The sequence below is a fragment of the Pseudomonas sp. RIT-562 genome, assembly GCF_026241895.1.
Classification (GTDB): Bacteria; Pseudomonadota; Gammaproteobacteria; order Pseudomonadales; family Pseudomonadaceae; genus Aquipseudomonas; species Aquipseudomonas mandelii_F.
Window position 1 is genome coordinate 460,748 of record NZ_JAPJIV010000001.1, and the last position, 14,785, is coordinate 475,532.

General features: G+C 60.0%; 17 protein-coding genes. 13 read left to right on the forward strand and 4 right to left on the reverse strand.

Going from position 1 to position 14,785, the window contains the following annotated elements:
• The first annotated feature begins 34 nt into the window (after positions 1 to 34).
• On the forward strand, positions 35 to 940 hold the full coding sequence (gene argB / locus ORL50_RS02125) for an acetylglutamate kinase (RefSeq protein ID WP_045059191.1): 906 nt from the start codon (positions 35 to 37) through the stop codon (positions 938 to 940).
• Between the two features lie 185 nt (positions 941 to 1,125).
• Here argB and pyrE read toward each other — a convergent pair whose 3' ends face one another.
• Positions 1,126 to 1,770 carry an orotate phosphoribosyltransferase gene (gene pyrE / locus ORL50_RS02130; protein ID WP_122840986.1) on the reverse strand — a complete coding sequence of 215 codons (645 nt, stop codon included), beginning with the start codon at positions 1,768 to 1,770 and terminating at the stop codon, positions 1,126 to 1,128.
• An 82-nt stretch (positions 1,771 to 1,852) separates the two neighbouring features.
• Here pyrE and crc point away from each other — a divergent pair, with 82 nt between their 5' ends.
• A complete protein-coding gene (gene crc / locus ORL50_RS02135; RefSeq protein ID WP_007934608.1) occupies positions 1,853 to 2,632 on the forward strand; it encodes a catabolite repression control protein Crc in 780 nt (259 codons plus the stop codon).
• A gap of 176 nt (positions 2,633 to 2,808) precedes the next feature.
• Here crc and ORL50_RS02140 read toward each other — a convergent pair whose 3' ends face one another.
• Together ORL50_RS02140 and rph are read right to left on the reverse strand one after the other, a co-directional pair.
• Positions 2,809 to 3,177 (reverse strand): DUF4870 domain-containing protein, encoded by a 369-nt coding sequence (locus ORL50_RS02140; RefSeq protein WP_266009577.1) that lies wholly within the window; start codon positions 3,175 to 3,177, stop codon positions 2,809 to 2,811.
• A gap of 28 nt (positions 3,178 to 3,205) precedes the next feature.
• Positions 3,206 to 3,928, reverse strand: a complete 723-nt coding sequence (gene rph, locus ORL50_RS02145) for a ribonuclease PH (RefSeq protein ID WP_010465211.1) — start codon at positions 3,926 to 3,928, stop codon at positions 3,206 to 3,208.
• 271 nt (positions 3,929 to 4,199) lie between these two features.
• Between rph and ORL50_RS02150 the strand changes: the two genes are divergently transcribed.
• The 7 genes from ORL50_RS02150 to ORL50_RS02180 all read left to right on the forward strand — a co-directional run bounded on the left by ORL50_RS02150 (position 4,200) and on the right by ORL50_RS02180 (position 10,323).
• Positions 4,200 to 5,063 (forward strand): YicC/YloC family endoribonuclease, encoded by an 864-nt coding sequence (locus ORL50_RS02150; RefSeq protein WP_266009578.1) that lies wholly within the window; start codon positions 4,200 to 4,202, stop codon positions 5,061 to 5,063.
• 13 nt (positions 5,064 to 5,076) lie between these two features.
• Positions 5,077 to 5,697 carry a guanylate kinase gene (gmk, locus tag ORL50_RS02155; RefSeq protein WP_266009579.1) on the forward strand — a complete coding sequence of 207 codons (621 nt, stop codon included), beginning with the start codon at positions 5,077 to 5,079 and terminating at the stop codon, positions 5,695 to 5,697.
• Positions 5,698 to 5,864: 167 nt separating this feature from the next.
• Entirely contained in the window at positions 5,865 to 6,128 is a 264-nt protein-coding gene (gene rpoZ, locus ORL50_RS02160; RefSeq protein WP_007894670.1) for a DNA-directed RNA polymerase subunit omega, read from the forward strand.
• A 57-nt stretch (positions 6,129 to 6,185) separates the two neighbouring features.
• The gene (gene spoT / locus ORL50_RS02165) at positions 6,186 to 8,291 is read left to right on the forward strand and encodes a bifunctional GTP diphosphokinase/guanosine-3',5'-bis pyrophosphate 3'-pyrophosphohydrolase (protein ID WP_157710628.1); all 2,106 of its coding nucleotides are present in this window, start codon (positions 6,186 to 6,188) and stop codon (positions 8,289 to 8,291) included.
• Between the two features lie 24 nt (positions 8,292 to 8,315).
• Complete coding sequence (locus ORL50_RS02170; RefSeq protein ID WP_025130815.1) at positions 8,316 to 8,696, forward strand: RidA family protein; 381 nt, start codon at positions 8,316 to 8,318, stop codon at positions 8,694 to 8,696.
• A gap of 70 nt (positions 8,697 to 8,766) precedes the next feature.
• Positions 8,767 to 9,507 carry a putative periplasmic lipoprotein gene (locus ORL50_RS02175; RefSeq protein ID WP_266009580.1) on the forward strand — a complete coding sequence of 247 codons (741 nt, stop codon included), beginning with the start codon at positions 8,767 to 8,769 and terminating at the stop codon, positions 9,505 to 9,507.
• 81 nt (positions 9,508 to 9,588) lie between these two features.
• The gene (locus ORL50_RS02180) at positions 9,589 to 10,323 is read left to right on the forward strand and encodes a hypothetical protein (protein WP_266009581.1); all 735 of its coding nucleotides are present in this window, start codon (positions 9,589 to 9,591) and stop codon (positions 10,321 to 10,323) included.
• Between the two features lie 51 nt (positions 10,324 to 10,374).
• Here the strand turns inward: ORL50_RS02180 and ORL50_RS02185 are convergent, their stop codons facing one another.
• Complete coding sequence (locus ORL50_RS02185; protein ID WP_266009582.1) at positions 10,375 to 11,232, reverse strand: SDR family oxidoreductase; 858 nt, start codon at positions 11,230 to 11,232, stop codon at positions 10,375 to 10,377.
• A gap of 189 nt (positions 11,233 to 11,421) precedes the next feature.
• Here ORL50_RS02185 and exbB point away from each other — a divergent pair, with 189 nt between their 5' ends.
• The 4 genes from exbB to ORL50_RS02205 all read left to right on the forward strand — a co-directional run bounded on the left by exbB (position 11,422) and on the right by ORL50_RS02205 (position 14,778).
• Positions 11,422 to 12,390, forward strand: coding sequence for a tonB-system energizer ExbB (gene exbB, locus ORL50_RS02190; RefSeq protein ID WP_266009583.1), 969 nt, complete (start codon positions 11,422 to 11,424; stop codon positions 12,388 to 12,390).
• Between the two features lie 6 nt (positions 12,391 to 12,396).
• Positions 12,397 to 12,825: a TonB system transport protein ExbD gene (gene exbD / locus ORL50_RS02195; protein WP_266009584.1), complete on the forward strand. Its 429-nt coding sequence runs from the start codon at positions 12,397 to 12,399 to the stop codon at positions 12,823 to 12,825.
• Positions 12,822 to 13,571 (forward strand): energy transducer TonB family protein, encoded by a 750-nt coding sequence (locus ORL50_RS02200; RefSeq protein ID WP_266009585.1) that lies wholly within the window; start codon positions 12,822 to 12,824, stop codon positions 13,569 to 13,571. Before exbD ends, ORL50_RS02200 begins: the two co-directional genes overlap by 4 nt.
• A gap of 277 nt (positions 13,572 to 13,848) precedes the next feature.
• Positions 13,849 to 14,778 carry a hydrogen peroxide-inducible genes activator gene (locus ORL50_RS02205; RefSeq protein WP_266009586.1) on the forward strand — a complete coding sequence of 310 codons (930 nt, stop codon included), beginning with the start codon at positions 13,849 to 13,851 and terminating at the stop codon, positions 14,776 to 14,778.
• Positions 14,779 to 14,785: the final 7 nt, after the last annotated feature.

The window sequence follows — 14,785 nt, forward strand, 5'->3', positions numbered from 1 at the left end:
TGAAGCGCCATTTATCGAAGTGCCGGAGCCCTGAATGACCCTCGAACGCGAAGCCGCCGCCAACACCGCCAAGGTCCTGTCCGAAGCGCTGCCTTACATTCGCCGCTATGTCGGCAAGACGCTGGTGATCAAATACGGCGGTAACGCGATGGAAAGCGAGGAGCTGAAAACCGGCTTCGCCCGCGACATCGTGCTGATGAAAGCCGTGGGTATCAACCCGGTAGTCGTTCATGGCGGCGGCCCGCAGATCGGTGACCTCCTCAAGCGCCTGTCGATCGAGAGCCACTTTATCGATGGCATGCGCGTCACCGACGCCCAGACCATGGACGTGGTGGAGATGGTCCTCGGCGGCCAGGTCAACAAGGACATCGTCAATCTGATCAACCGTCACGGCGGCAGCGCCATCGGCCTGACCGGTAAAGACGCCGAGCTGATTCGCGCGAAGAAACTCACCGTGACCCGCCAGACGCCGGAGATGACCCAGCCGGAAATCATCGACATCGGCCAGGTGGGCGAAGTGGTGGGGATCAACACCGACCTGCTGAACCTGCTGGTCAAGGGCGACTTCATCCCGGTGATCGCGCCGATCGGTGTCGGTGCCAATGGCGAGTCGTACAACATCAACGCCGACCTGGTCGCCGGCAAGGTGGCCGAGGCGTTGAAGGCTGAGAAGCTGATGCTGCTGACCAACATCGCCGGTTTGATGGATAAATCGGGCACGGTCCTCACCGGCCTGACTACCCAACAGGTCGACGAGCTGATCGCCGATGGCACGATCTATGGCGGCATGCTGCCGAAGATTCGTTGCGCGCTGGAAGCGGTTCAGGGCGGAGTTGGCAGCTCGCTGATCATCGACGGCCGGGTGCCGAATGCGATTCTGCTGGAAATCTTCACCGATACGGGTGTGGGTACCTTGATCAGCAATCGCAAGCGTCCGTAAGCGATAGCGCACACAAAAAGACCCCGCTCAGCCAGGCTGAGCGGGGTCTTTTTTTGGCCAATCCCCTGTGATGGGGGTATGCACAATCCCCGTAGGAGCTGCCGAAGGCTGCGATCTTTTGACTTTGACCTTTGAAAACAAGATCAAAAGATCGCAGCCTGCGGCAGCTCCTACAGGGGATCGTGTTACACGCCGAACTGGGCGCGGTAGGCTTCTACGGCCGGCAAATGCTGCTTGAGCTGCGGGTCATCCGCCAAAAATTCCAGCACCTGGTTCAGCGAAACAATGCTGATCACCGGAATACCGAAGTCACGCTCCACTTCCTGGATCGCCGACAACTCGCCATTGCCACGCTCCTGACGGTTGAGCGCAATCAATACACCAGCCGCCTTGGCGCCGTCCTGGGAAGCGATGATCTGCATCACTTCGCGAATCGCGGTGCCTGCGGTGATCACGTCGTCGATGATCAGCACTTCGCCGGTCAATGGCGCGCCGACCAGGCTACCGCCTTCGCCGTGGGCCTTGGCTTCCTTGCGGTTGAAGCACCAAGGCAGGTCACGGTCATGGTGCTCGGCCAGGGCCACGGCGGTGGTGGCCGCCAAAGGGATGCCCTTGTAGGCCGGGCCGAACAGCACGTCGAACGAAATACCGCTCTCGATGATCGCCGCTGCGTAGAAACGGCCCAGCTGCGCAAGGGCCGAACCCGAGTTGAACAGCCCGGCATTAAAGAAGTAAGGACTGGTGCGTCCGGACTTCAGGGTGAACTCGCCGAAGCGCAAAACGCCGCGATCGATGGCAAAACGAATGAAATCGCGCTGATACGCTTGCATGAAAAAAACCCCAAATACCACGGATTTAGCTAATTAGGTTGACGCCGTGTATCATACACGCACGCGATTTTTGGGGCCATTTATGCGGATCATCAGTGTGAACGTCAATGGTATTCAGGCTGCAGTGGAGCGAGGGTTGCTCAGTTGGCTGCAAGCACAGAATGCCGACGTCATCTGCCTGCAGGACACCCGCGCCTCCGCCTTTGAACTGGACGATCCAGCCTTCCAACTGGATGGCTACTTCCTTTATGCCTGCGAAGCCGAAGTTCCCGCCCAGGGTGGCGTGGCTTTGTATTCGCGGTTGCAGCCGAAGGCAGTCATCAGCGGTCTCGGCTTCGAGACGGCCGACCGCTACGGGCGCTACCTGCAAGCCGATTTCGACAAGGTCAGCATCGCGACCTTGCTGCTCCCTTCGGGGCAGAACGGCGATGAAGACTTGAACCAGAAGTTCAAGCTAATGGACGATTTCGCCCGTTATCTGGATAAACAGCGGCGCAAACGTCGCGAGTACATTTACTGTGGCTCGCTGTACGTGGCGCAACAGAAGCTGGATATCAAGAACTGGCGCGACAGCCAGCAATCCCCGGGCTTCCTGGCGCCTGAGCGTGCCTGGATGGACGAGATTGTCGGCAACATGGGTTACGTCGACGCCCTGCGCGAAGTCAGCCGCGAAGGCGACCAGTACAGCTGGTGGCCGGACAACGAACAGGCAGAGATGCTCAATTTGGGCTGGCGTTTCGACTACCAGCTGCTGACTCCAGGGCTGCGCCGCTTTGTACGCAGCGCACGCCTGCCGCGTCAGCCGCGGTTCTCGCAGCATGCTCCGCTGATCGTCGACTACGACTGGACGCTGACCATCTAGCCGTCGTTTCGCAGAAACAAAAAAGCCGACAGCTATGTCGGCTTTTTTGTGCGCGCTGACTAACCACTGTGGGATCGGGCTTGCTCGCGAAGGCGGTTTATCATTCAACATTGAAGTTGTCTGACCCACCGCTTTCGCGAGCAAGCCCGCTCCCACAGGGGGATTTGTGTCGTTACTTACTTGATCAACCGCCACGTAAACGGGTACCGGTAAGGCACCCCTTCATTGGCTTTCACACCAGCAATGATCGTCAGTACCAGCGCACCAATTGCCACCAGTCCCAGCAGGAAGAACCCGACAATCACCACCATCAACAGGAAGCAGATAGCCGAGGCAATGGCGACGGTGATCTGGAAGTTCAGCGCCTCCTTGCCCTGCGCATCGACGAACGGATCCATTTCACGCTTCATCTGCCAAAGAATCAGCGGGCCGATCAGGGTGCCAAATGGAATCCATATCCCCAGCAGCGCGGACAGGTGACAAAACATCGCCCACTGCCGAACTTCCTTGCTCGGGATGGGAAGCAGCTGTTGTTCGTCACTCATGGCGCCCTCCTTGCTGGAACTGGTCCGATCAGTCGGCCAATGCAGCTTTTTGCAGTTCGAAGATTTCGGTCATGCCTTTCTTCGCCAGTTCCAGCATAGCGTTCAACTCTTCTGGCTGGAACGGCGCGCCTTCAGCAGTGCCCTGGACTTCGATGAAGCCGCCGGTGCTGGTCATTACCACGTTCAGGTCGGTCTCGGCAGCCGAGTCTTCGAGGTAGTCGAGGTCGAGAACTGGCTCGCCCTGGTACATGCCGACCGAAACGGCAGCGATCATTTGCTTGAGTGGGTCGCCGCCTTTCAGGCCGCCACGCTTCTTGATCACTTTCAGGGCATCGACCAGCGCGACCATGGCACCGGTAATGGACGCAGTGCGGGTGCCGCCGTCAGCCTGGATAACGTCGCAATCGACATACAGGGTGACATCGCCCAGCTTGGACATGTCCAGCGAAGCGCGCAACGAGCGGCCGATCAGGCGCTGGATTTCCAGGGTGCGCCCGCCTTGTTTGCCGCGGCTCGCTTCACGCTGGTTACGTTCGCCGGTGGCCCGTGGCAGCATGCCGTATTCGGCGGTCAACCAGCCTTGGCCCTGGCCCTTGAGGAAACGCGGCACGCCGTTCTCGACGCTGACGGTGCAGATGACCTTGGTATCACCAAACTCGACCAGCACAGAACCCTCGGCGTGTTTGGTGTAGTTGCGGGTAATGCGGATCGAGCGGAGCTGATCGGCAGCGCGACCACTTGGACGTTTCATAGGGAATACCTGTACTGGGGACGGAAAACTGCCGAGCATTATAGAGCCGCGCGCCGGCAGTGGGCACTTCTAAAAAATCCGCCCGACGATTGAAGGCACTGAATAGAGCGTAGAACAGCGCTTAACCGACGGCATGCAGCTCTTTGTCACGCCGTGTGTTTGGGCGCATCCGCCCCACTGCGCTACAATCCTGCGCCTTTGCTGCCTGTCGGCTTAAATTCATAGATAGCGGGTCTTGGGTAACGCTGGGATCTGCATTGCGAGGTACTCCATGGTGCACAGCATGACCGCTTTCGCCCGCGTCGAAAAAGCCGGCACCCAGGGCACCCTGAGCTGGGAGCTGCGCTCGGTCAACAGCCGCTACCTGGAACCTCACCTGCGCCTGCCGGAGTCGTTCCGCGACCTCGAAGGCGCGGTTCGCGAAGCACTGCGCCAGGGTCTGTCCCGGGGCAAACTGGAGTGCACCCTGCGCTTCACCGAAGAAAATACCGACAAGCCCTTGCAAGTGGATCGCGACCGCGCGGCTCAACTGGTTGCAGCCGCCGAGACCATCGCCGGCCTGATCAAGAATCCGGCGGCGCTGAACCCGCTGGAAGTCCTGGCCTGGCCTGGCGTGCTGGTGGGCGACGCGACCGACCCGCAAGCACTGAATGCCGAAGCGCTGGCGCTGTTCAACGAAGGCCTCAAAGAACTCAAGGCCGGGCGTGAGCGCGAAGGTGCGGAGCTGGCGCGATTGATCAACGACCGCCTCAGCGCGATTGAAGGCGACGTGGTGACCTTGCGCGAGCTGGTCCCGCAGATGCTCGCCACCCAGCGCCAGAAAGTCCTCGATCGCTTTGCCGACATGAAAGCCGAGATGGACCCGCAGCGCCTGGAGCAGGAAATGGTCATGCTCGCCCAGAAGAGCGACGTCGCCGAAGAACTGGATCGCCTGAGCACCCACATCATCGAAGTTCGCCGGGTGCTCAAATCCGGTGGCGCAGCCGGTCGGCGCCTGGACTTCCTGATGCAGGAGCTCAACCGCGAGGCCAACACACTAGGCTCCAAGGCCTTCGACCCGCGCAGCACGCAAGCTGCGGTCAACCTCAAGGTGTTGATCGAGCAGATGCGCGAACAAGTGCAGAATATTGAGTAAGGCTACCCCTGACATGACCCATAGCACCGGCACCCTGTACATCATTTCCGCCCCTTCGGGTGCGGGCAAGAGCAGCCTGGTCAAGGCGCTCACCGACGCCGACCAGGACATCCGCGTCTCCGTCTCCCACACCACCCGCGCCATGCGCCCTGGTGAAGTGGACGGCGTGAACTATCACTTCGTCTCGCGGGAAGCATTCGTGAAGATGGGTGAACATGGAGACTTTCTGGAGCGCGCCGAAGTGTTCGGCAACCTCTACGGCACCTCGCAGAGCCATCTGCAGCAAACCCTGGACGCGGGTCATGACCTGATTCTGGAGATTGACTGGCAAGGCGCCGAGCAGGTGCGCAAGCTGATGCCCCAGGCGCGCTCGATCTTCATCCTGCCGCCGTCTCTGCAGGCCTTGCACCAGCGCCTGACCAATCGCGGCCAGGACAGCGACGAGATCATTGATGGCCGGATGCGTGAAGCCGTCAGCGAGATGAGCCACTACGTTGATTACGACTACCTGATCATCAACGACAATTTCGCCCACGCGCTGGACGATCTGAAAGCAATTTTCCGTGCCAATCAGCTGCATCAGAAGCGTCAGCAGCAGCGCAACGGAAAACTTTTGGCCGAATTGCTCGGCTAAACAGCTCTTCCCAAAACCGCTGCCAGGGCTTTACATTGGCACTTGCAGCGCGTTGGAGGGCTTGGTTAAAAAATCAGCGCTTCCCTAAACGCTGGTGATTTTTTAAACTGTTGAGTCCGCTCGCCCAACCGGGCAGCGCGCATATTGCATTCGCTCCGAGGAATACCATGGCCCGCGTAACCGTTGAAGACTGCCTGAACCACGTGGAAAACCGCTTTGAGCTGGTCATGCTGTCCACCAAGCGTGCCCGTCAACTGGCCACCGGCGGCAAAGAGCCACTGGTCCAGTGGGAAAACGACAAGCCTACCGTTGTAGCCCTGCGCGAAATCGCAGAAGGCCTGATGAGCTACGAGTTCATCGCCAACGCTGAAATCGTCGAAGACGAACCGCTGTTCGCAGCGTTCGAGGACGAGTCCAACGAGGCCGTCTAAGCCTATGCCTGGTCGACGTAGCACGGCGCGGGGTCACAGCGAACGGCAGGAGTCATCATGCCGAGCATAGACGCCCTCGCCGATCGCTTATCGACCTACCTCGGCAAGGACCAGGTAAACCTGGTCCGCCGAGCGTACTTCTACGCCGAACAAGCCCACGACGGCCAGCGCCGCCGCAGCGGCGAGGCGTATGTCACGCATCCCCTTGCGGTGGCAAATATTCTTGCCGACATGCACATGGACCATCAGAGCCTGATGGCTGCGATGCTGCATGACGTGATCGAAGACACCGGTATTGCCAAGGAAGCGCTGCAAGCGCAGTTCGGCGAAACCGTGGCCGAACTGGTCGACGGGGTCAGCAAACTGACCCAGATGAATTTCGAGACCAAGGCAGAAGCCCAGGCGGAAAACTTCCAGAAAATGGCCATGGCCATGGCTCGGGACATCCGCGTGATCCTGGTCAAGCTGGCTGACCGACTGCACAACATGCGCACGCTGGAAGTGCTGTCCGGTGAAAAACGCCGGCGCATCGCCAAGGAAACCCTGGAAATCTATGCACCCATTGCCAATCGGCTGGGCATGCACGCCATTCGCATAGAATTCGAAGACCTCGGCTTCAAGGCCATGCACCCGATGCGTTCCGCGCGGATCTACCAGGCGGTCAAGCGCGCCCGGGGCAACCGCAAGGAAATCGTCAACAAGATCGAAGAGTCGCTGAGCCATTGCCTGGCGATCGACGAGATTCAGGGTGAAGTCAGCGGGCGCCAGAAACACCTTTACGGCATCTACAAGAAAATGCGCGGCAAGCGTCGGGCCTTCAACGAAATCATGGACGTCTACGCGTTCCGGATCATCGTCGACAAGGTTGATACCTGCTACCGCGTGCTAGGCGCTGTGCATAATTTGTACAAACCTTTGCCCGGGCGCTTCAAGGATTACATCGCGATCCCCAAGGCCAACGGCTATCAATCGCTGCACACCACGCTGTTTGGTATGCATGGTGTGCCGATCGAGATCCAGATTCGCACCCGTGAAATGGAAGAGATGGCCAATAACGGCATCGCTGCCCATTGGCTGTACAAATCCAGCGGCGACGAGCAGCCAAAAGGCACTCACGCTCGCGCGCGCCAGTGGGTCAAGGGTGTGCTGGAGATGCAGCAGCGCGCCGGCAACTCGCTGGAATTCATCGAAAGCGTGAAGATCGACCTGTTTCCGGACGAGGTCTATGTCTTTACGCCCAAGGGCCGGATCATGGAGCTGCCCAAAGGCTCCACGGCGGTCGACTTCGCTTACGCGGTACACACTGACGTCGGTAACAGCTGCATCGCCTGCCGGATCAATCGTCGCCTCGCACCGCTGTCCGAACCGCTGCAAAGCGGTTCCACGGTCGAGATCGTCAGCGCCCCGGGCGCGCGTCCGAATCCTGCGTGGCTCAACTTTGTGGTCACCGGCAAGGCGCGAACCCATATCCGTCATGCACTCAAACTGCAGCGCCGCTCCGAATCCATCAGCCTCGGTGAGCGCCTGCTGAACAAGGTACTCAACGGCTTCGACAGCGCCCTGGACAAGGTTCCGGCAGAGCGCGTCAAAGCCATGCTTACCGAGTATCGCCTGGAGCTGATCGAAGACCTGCTTGAAGATATCGGCCTGGGCAATCGCATGGCTTATGTGGTCGCGCGGCGGCTGCTGGGCGAAGGCGAACAGCTGCCAAGTGCCGAGGGCCCGCTGGCGATTCGCGGCACCGAGGGCCTGGTGCTCAGCTATGCCAAATGCTGCACGCCGATCCCGGGCGACCCGATTGTCGGCCATCTGTCTGCTGGCAAGGGCATGGTCGTGCACCTGGATAACTGCCGCAATATCAGCGAAATCCGCCACAACCCGGAAAAATGCATCCAGCTTTCGTGGGCCAAGGATGTCACCGGGGAATTCAACGTCGAGCTGCGCGTCGAGCTGGAACATCAACGCGGCCTGATCGCGTTGCTGGCCAGCAGCGTCAACGCGGCCGACGGCAATATCGAGAAAATCAGCATGGATGAACGCGATGGTCGCATCAGCGTGGTCCAACTGGTGGTCAGCGTGCACGACCGAGTGCACCTGGCCCGCGTGATCAAGAAACTGCGCGCACTGACCGGGGTGATTCGCATCACCCGCATGCGTGCCTAAGCCCACCATTACAAGGAGTCATTCATGACCAAGACTGTTATCACCAGCGACAAGGCCCCGGCCGCTATCGGTACTTATTCCCAGGCGATCAAGGCTGGCAACACCGTTTACATGTCGGGTCAGATTCCACTGGACCCAAAAACCATGGAACTGGTTGAAGGCTTCGAAGCCCAGACCGTCCAGGTCTTCGAGAACCTGAAGTCTGTCGCTGAAGCGGCGGGCGGTTCGTTCAAGGACATCGTCAAGCTGAACATCTTCCTCACCGACCTGAGCCACTTCGCCAAGGTCAACGAGATCATGGGCAAGTACTTCGAGCAGCCTTACCCTGCCCGCGCCGCCATTGGCGTGGCCGCCCTGCCAAAGGGTTCGCAGGTTGAAATGGATGCCATTCTGGTCATCGAGTAATGCATCTGGCGCAGCCTCTACGGGCTGCGCCGCTGATGTTGTAAAGATAGCGTTCTGAAAGGATTCCACCATGCGCCATGCGCTAGCCCTCTCGCTGGTCGCCCTGTTCCTGGGCGGATGTGCCAGCAACCCTGCCGATCGTGACATCAGCGGCACCTGGATCAACCAGGTGGCAATCGATGCAGCCGCCAAAGGCAGCCCACTGCGTGAAGCGCTCCAGGCTTATGGCCCGAATCTGGAATGGGACGTCAACACCAAGGCCGCACAGGCTCGTTACACCAACGGTTTCGAAAATGTCGACGGCAAGCTGCTCGGTGAAGAGTCCGGCGCCTGGAAAGTCGATTTTTATGGCAGCTCCGCCAGCGAGCTCAAGCGCGATGGCAAACAGTTGAGCCAAGCGGCCAGCGACAATGAACCCGAGCAGGTCTTTGATCGCGCAGTGATCCCAGTGCCGGAAGGCGCGCCATTGGGCGCCAGTTTCGAGCGCGCGCTGTATACCGCCTACATGGGTGGCAGCTGGCAGGTCGTCAGCGGTCCCGGTGAAGGCAACACCGTGCAGTTCCAGGCAGACGGCCAGGTTGCCGGCCTGCCCGGCGCCGATCGCTACGCCCTGTGCCTGGCGGGTGATTGCGCGTCGATGAGCGGCGGCAACGACAATATGTGGCTGCAACAGAATGGCCAGGGCAACACCTGGATCTTTGCTCGCAAGGGCAAGGAACTGGAGATATTCCAGGCCACCAACACCGCCCAGGCTGACGAAATGCCGCAGTTCACACCGGGTGAACGCAAGTGGTTGCTGGAAAAACAGTGATACAGAATCCAGGAGCCTGCGGGCTCCTTTTTCTTTAGGCTGCACCGTCGAATTCTTTGCCCCCCCGCTCAAGGATTGATCATGCGCCCACTGCTTATTCTTGGCCTATTGCTGCTCGGCGGCTGCACCTCTATGCCCGCAGAAACGGATATCAGCGGTATCTGGATCAATCAGGCAGCCATCGATGCAGCGGCCCAAGGCCAATCTTTACATGAGTCCTTAAACACCCATGGCCGGAATCTGGAATGGGACATCAACACCCACACCGGCAAGGCGCAAGTAAGTAGCGGTTTTGAGATGGGTGAAGGCCAACTGCTGCAAAAGTCACCCAATGCCTGGACCGTCGACTACAACGGCTACGACACTGACGAGCTGCGCCTGGATGGCAAGCGACTGACCCAACTGGGCAAGAAGTATGTACCCCAGCAGGTGTTCAGCCGCTCCAGCAAGACCGCAGAAACGAATACAAGGTGGGGTGACACCTTCAGGAATGCCCTGAACGCCGCATATATGGGCGGGCAGTGGAAGATTATCGGCGGTGACGGAACAGGCCATATCGTCGTGTTTACGGCAGATGGCCAGGTTTCGGGGTTACCTAGAACCGATCGATACGAGTTATGTCTGGACGGTGATTGCGCCAGCCAGGGAGCAGGCAACGACACCTTGTATCTGGGCATGGGCGAACTGGGCGGCTCATGGATTTTCGTTCGCAAAGGCAAGCAACTGGAGATTTTTCAGGCAATAAATCAATCCCGGCCAGACGAAATCCCCCACCTTGCACTCGGCCCACGCCAGTGGCTGCTGGAAAAACAATGACCCAAAAACAAAGGCGCACGCAGGCGCCTGTTGTTTAAAGGCTCGATCAGCTCAACAGCTCTGCGCAAGTATCGCGGCATAACCTTCGCGGTAACTCGGGTAACGTGGTGTCCAGCCCAAGCTCTTTGCCCGAGCATTGCTGCAACGCTTACTGCCCGTGCGGCGCACGCTCTCGTGCTCGGCCCACTCGGTCACGCCCAGATACTCACGCAGCCACCCGACCACGTCCGCCAGTGGCGCAGGCGCATCGTCGACGCCTATATAGACGTTATCCAACGCAACCCCACGCTGATCCGCCGCCAGTAGATACGCCATCAACCCGGCCGCGTCGTCGGCGTGGATGCGGTTGCCATACAACGGCGGGTCGATCGCCACGCGATAGCCGCGACGAACCTGGGTCAGCAGAAACTCGCGGCCCGGACCGTAGATGCCGGTCAGACGTACGATGCTCGCCGGGATGCCGCTATTGAGGGCGATTTGCTCGGCTTCCAGCATCAAGCGCCCGGAATAACCAGCCGCCACGGTTGGTGAAGTCTCGTCGACCCACTCGCCCTCTTGCTGGCCATAAACACTGCTGCTGGAAACGAACAGCAGCCGATCCGGCACCTGCCCGTAGTCGTCCAGCCAACTCAGCACGTTCTGCAAACCCTGCACATAAGCGGCGCGGTACCCCGCCTCATCGTGATCGGTGGCCGCAGCGCAGTACACCAGGTAATCCACCGCCCCGATCGGCCAGGTGGCCGGGCAGTCTTCATTGAACAAGTCGCCGGCCACGCCGATCACACCCTCGGGCAAGCGCGAAATATCCCGGCGCAGACCATGAACTTCCCAGCCGCGAGCCAGCAATTGCTTGGCCAGACGGCTACCGACATCGCCGCAACCGGCAATCAAAACAGAAGGCGCGGACATCAGAAAACTCCTCTCGCAAAGGCACAGACTAGCGCCGGCAAAGGACGAGCGGCTAGTAATGCAGGAAAAAAAGATACTCTATTACTTCTGTTAACAAGAATTACTTGCAATAATGCCCGCCACTTTTGTTCTCGGCCTCGCGAGGCCTGGAAGAACACTTACCGTCTTTTTCTCTCAGGTCCGGCCAGCATGACACGCAATCAATCCCCCGCTTCGCCAACCAAACGACCTCGCGCCTGGAGCGCAATGGCCGCCCTGCTGCTCAGCGTAATGCTGACACCGACTGCCGCTTTCGCCGACGCCCAAGCGCCTGCGACCCCAACGGCCGCCGAGGCCCCTGCAGCCGCACCAGCCCCAGCCGCCACACCCGTCGTCAGCGACCCGGCCCAGGCAGTAGACGCCACCGCCGCAGACGCTCCGGAAGTGCTCGAGGCCGACAACACCCTGGGCATGGCCCACGACCTGTCGCCATGGGGCATGTACCAGAACGCCGACATCATCGTGAAAATCGTGATGATAGGCCTGGCGATCGCTTCGATCATCACCTGGACCATCTGGATCGCCAAGGGTTTTGAGCTGATGGGCGCCAAGCGTCGTCTGCGCAGCGAAATCGTCCACCTGAAAAAGGCCACCACCCTCAAGGAAGCCAGCGCCACGGCGACCAAGCCAGGCACCCTGGCCAATGTGCTGGTGCATGACGCCCTGGAAGAGATGCGCCTCTCGGTCAACAGCCGTGAAAAAGAAGGCATCAAGGAACGTGTAGCCTTCCGTCTTGAGCGCCTGGTCGCGGCTTGCGGTCGCAACATGAGCAGCGGCACCGGTGTGCTCGCCACCATCGGCTCCACCGCGCCATTCGTCGGCCTGTTCGGTACCGTGTGGGGCATCATGAACAGCTTCATCGGTATCGCCAAAACCCAGACCACCAACCTTGCAGTAGTGGCCCCCGGTATCGCCGAAGCCCTGCTGGCAACTGCGTTGGGCCTGGTGGCAGCGATTCCGGCCGTAGTTATCTACAACGTCTTCGCCCGCTCCATCGCCGGTTACAAGGCACAAGTCTCCGATGCCTCGGCTGAAGTCCTGCTGCTGGTCAGCCGCGACCTCGATCACCTGCCGACCACCGAGCGCTCCGCGCAACCCCACGTGGTCAAAGTAGGGTAATCAGCCATGGGCTTGCATTTGAAAGAAGGCGCAGACGACGATCTGGCCGAGAACCACGAAATCAACGTCACGCCGTTTATCGACGTGATGCTGGTGTTGCTGATCATCTTCATGGTGGCCGCTCCCTTGGCCACCGTGGACATCAAGGTCGACCTGCCTGCCTCCAGCGCCAAACCGGCGCCGCGGCCAGAGAAACCGGTGTTCCTCAGCGTAAAGGCTGATCAACGGCTGTTCCTCGGCGAAGACGAAGTGAAGGCCGAATCGCTCGGCGCCACTCTGGACGCCAGGACTCAGGGCAAGAAAGACACGACAATCTTCTTCCAGGCCGACAAGGGCGTGGACTACGGCGACCTGATGAGCGTGATGGACGCCCTGCGCGCCGCCGGTTACCTGAAGGTTGGTCTGGTCGGACTCGAGACGGCAGCCAAAAAATGATCACGACGCGCCATAAGCTGACGCGTTACAGCGGGAGCCTGGCCGTGGTGCTGGGCGTGCATGCGCTGGCTATCGCGCTGGCACTGAACTGGAGCTCGCGCCCCCCGATCGAATTGCCGCCACAGGCAATGATGGTCGAGCTGGCGCCAGTACCGGCCCCGCCACCACCGGCACCGCCGAAGGTGATAACGCCGCCTCAACCACCGGCACCGGTGGAAGAACTGCCGATCCCGAAACTGGCTGAAGTCCCTAAGGCCGAGATTGTCGTGCCCAAGCCGGTGAAACCCAAGCCCAAGCCGCAGCCGCCCAAGCCTGTAGAGAAAAAGCCGGAACCGCCGAAGGAAAAACCTTCCGAGGAGAAACCGAGCGAGGCTGAACCGACCCGGGCACCCACGGAGAAATCCGCCCAACCGGCACCGGGCCCGTCGCCAGCGCAGCAAGCAGCCAAGGCCAGCTGGCAAAACACCTTGCTCTCTCACCTGGCCAAGTACAAAAAGTACCCGGCCAGTGCTCAGGCGCGGGGTAAGGAAGGCATGAACCGTCTGCGGTTCGTGGTAGATGGTGAAGGCAACGTGCTGTCATTTGAGTTGGTAGGTGCTTCGGGTAATGCCGATCTGGACCGAGCAACCATGGAAATGATTCGCCGCGCCCAACCACTGCCGAAACCGCCTGCCGACATGCTGACTAACGGCCCGATTGAAATCGTTGCACCTTTTGTTTATTCCCTGGACAAACGCCGGCGCTAAACCGCCGCAGATCCCCATGTGGGAGCGGGCTTGCTCGGGAAGAGGCCAGCACATTCAACATCTATGTTGACTGAACCACCGCTTTCGCGAGCAAGCCCGCTCCCACAGGGGCTTCGACCAGCAAGGACATCCACGAAAGGCACCGAAAAGGTGCCTTTTGCATATCCACTAGCGGCAAACCTGCTTTACCCTGTGTCACTCAACACACTCAGTCTGATAACGTGCGTCTATCGATTGCAGCCGGTATGCTTGGCGCGCAACTTCATGGACGCCCGCTATGACCCTCACAGAATTACGCTACATCGTCACCCTCGCCCAAGAGCAGCACTTCGGCCATGCCGCCGAGCGTTGCCACGTCAGTCAACCGACCCTGTCGGTGGGCGTGAAAAAGCTTGAAGACGAACTCGGTGTGCTGATTTTCGAGCGCAGCAAAAGCGCCGTGCGCCTGACGCCGGTTGGCGAAGGCATCGTTGCCCAGGCCCAGAAAGTCCTGGAACAGGCCCAAGGCATCCGTGAGCTGGCCCAGGCCGGCAAGAACCAGCTGACTGCCCCGTTGAAGGTCGGCGCCATCTACACCGTCGGCCCGTACCTGTTCCCGCACCTGATTCCACAACTGCACCGGGTCGCCCCGCAGATGCCGTTGTATATCGAAGAAAACTTCACCCATATCCTGCGGGACAAGCTGCGCAACGGCGAGCTGGACGCGATCATCATCGCCCTGCCGTTCAACGAAGCCGATGTGCTGACCCTGCAACTCTACGACGAGCCGTTCTACGTCCTGATGCCGGCGCAGCATTCGTGGACGCAAAAAGAATCCATCGACGCTGCCTTGCTCAACGACAAGAGCCTGCTGTTGCTTGGCGAAGGTCACTGCTTCCGCGATCAGGTGCTGGAAGCCTGCCCGACCCTGGCCAACGGCAAGGACGGCGCCAAGCACACCACCGTGGAGTCCAGCTCCCTGGAAACCATCCGCCATATGGTCGCCTCCGGCCTGGGCATTTCGATCCTGCCGCTCTCGGCCGTGGACAGCCATCACTACGCTCCCGGGGTGCTGGAAGTGCGGCCACTGACGCCTCCGGTGCCTTTCCGCACCGTGGCTATCGCCTGGCGCGCCAGCTTTCCGCGCCCGAAAGCGATTGAAATCCTCGCCGATTCGATTCGCCTGTGCTCGGTAGCCAAGCCGCCAGCGCCGGTCGTTGCCGGCTGAGCGCTGC

What these genes read in the sequence shown, in the direction of transcription:
- argB (WP_045059191.1), top strand. Translation starts at nt 35, where the DNA reads ATGACCCTCGAACGCGAAGCCGCCGCCAACACCGCCAAGGTCCTGTCC.
- pyrE (WP_122840986.1), bottom strand. Translation starts at nt 1,770, where the DNA reads ATGCAAGCGTATCAGCGCGATTTCATTCGTTTTGCCATCGATCGCGGC.
- crc (WP_007934608.1), top strand. Translation starts at nt 1,853, where the DNA reads ATGCGGATCATCAGTGTGAACGTCAATGGTATTCAGGCTGCAGTGGAG.
- ORL50_RS02140 (WP_266009577.1), bottom strand. Translation starts at nt 3,177, where the DNA reads ATGAGTGACGAACAACAGCTGCTTCCCATCCCGAGCAAGGAAGTTCGG.
- rph (WP_010465211.1), bottom strand. Translation starts at nt 3,928, where the DNA reads ATGAAACGTCCAAGTGGTCGCGCTGCCGATCAGCTCCGCTCGATCCGC.
- ORL50_RS02150 (WP_266009578.1), top strand. Translation starts at nt 4,200, where the DNA reads ATGGTGCACAGCATGACCGCTTTCGCCCGCGTCGAAAAAGCCGGCACC.
- gmk (WP_266009579.1), top strand. Translation starts at nt 5,077, where the DNA reads ATGACCCATAGCACCGGCACCCTGTACATCATTTCCGCCCCTTCGGGT.
- rpoZ (WP_007894670.1), top strand. Translation starts at nt 5,865, where the DNA reads ATGGCCCGCGTAACCGTTGAAGACTGCCTGAACCACGTGGAAAACCGC.
- spoT (WP_157710628.1), top strand. Translation starts at nt 6,186, where the DNA reads ATGCCGAGCATAGACGCCCTCGCCGATCGCTTATCGACCTACCTCGGC.
- ORL50_RS02170 (WP_025130815.1), top strand. Translation starts at nt 8,316, where the DNA reads ATGACCAAGACTGTTATCACCAGCGACAAGGCCCCGGCCGCTATCGGT.
- ORL50_RS02175 (WP_266009580.1), top strand. Translation starts at nt 8,767, where the DNA reads ATGCGCCATGCGCTAGCCCTCTCGCTGGTCGCCCTGTTCCTGGGCGGA.
- ORL50_RS02180 (WP_266009581.1), top strand. Translation starts at nt 9,589, where the DNA reads ATGCGCCCACTGCTTATTCTTGGCCTATTGCTGCTCGGCGGCTGCACC.
- ORL50_RS02185 (WP_266009582.1), bottom strand. Translation starts at nt 11,232, where the DNA reads ATGTCCGCGCCTTCTGTTTTGATTGCCGGTTGCGGCGATGTCGGTAGC.
- exbB (WP_266009583.1), top strand. Translation starts at nt 11,422, where the DNA reads ATGACACGCAATCAATCCCCCGCTTCGCCAACCAAACGACCTCGCGCC.
- exbD (WP_266009584.1), top strand. Translation starts at nt 12,397, where the DNA reads ATGGGCTTGCATTTGAAAGAAGGCGCAGACGACGATCTGGCCGAGAAC.
- ORL50_RS02200 (WP_266009585.1), top strand. Translation starts at nt 12,822, where the DNA reads ATGATCACGACGCGCCATAAGCTGACGCGTTACAGCGGGAGCCTGGCC.
- ORL50_RS02205 (WP_266009586.1), top strand. Translation starts at nt 13,849, where the DNA reads ATGACCCTCACAGAATTACGCTACATCGTCACCCTCGCCCAAGAGCAG.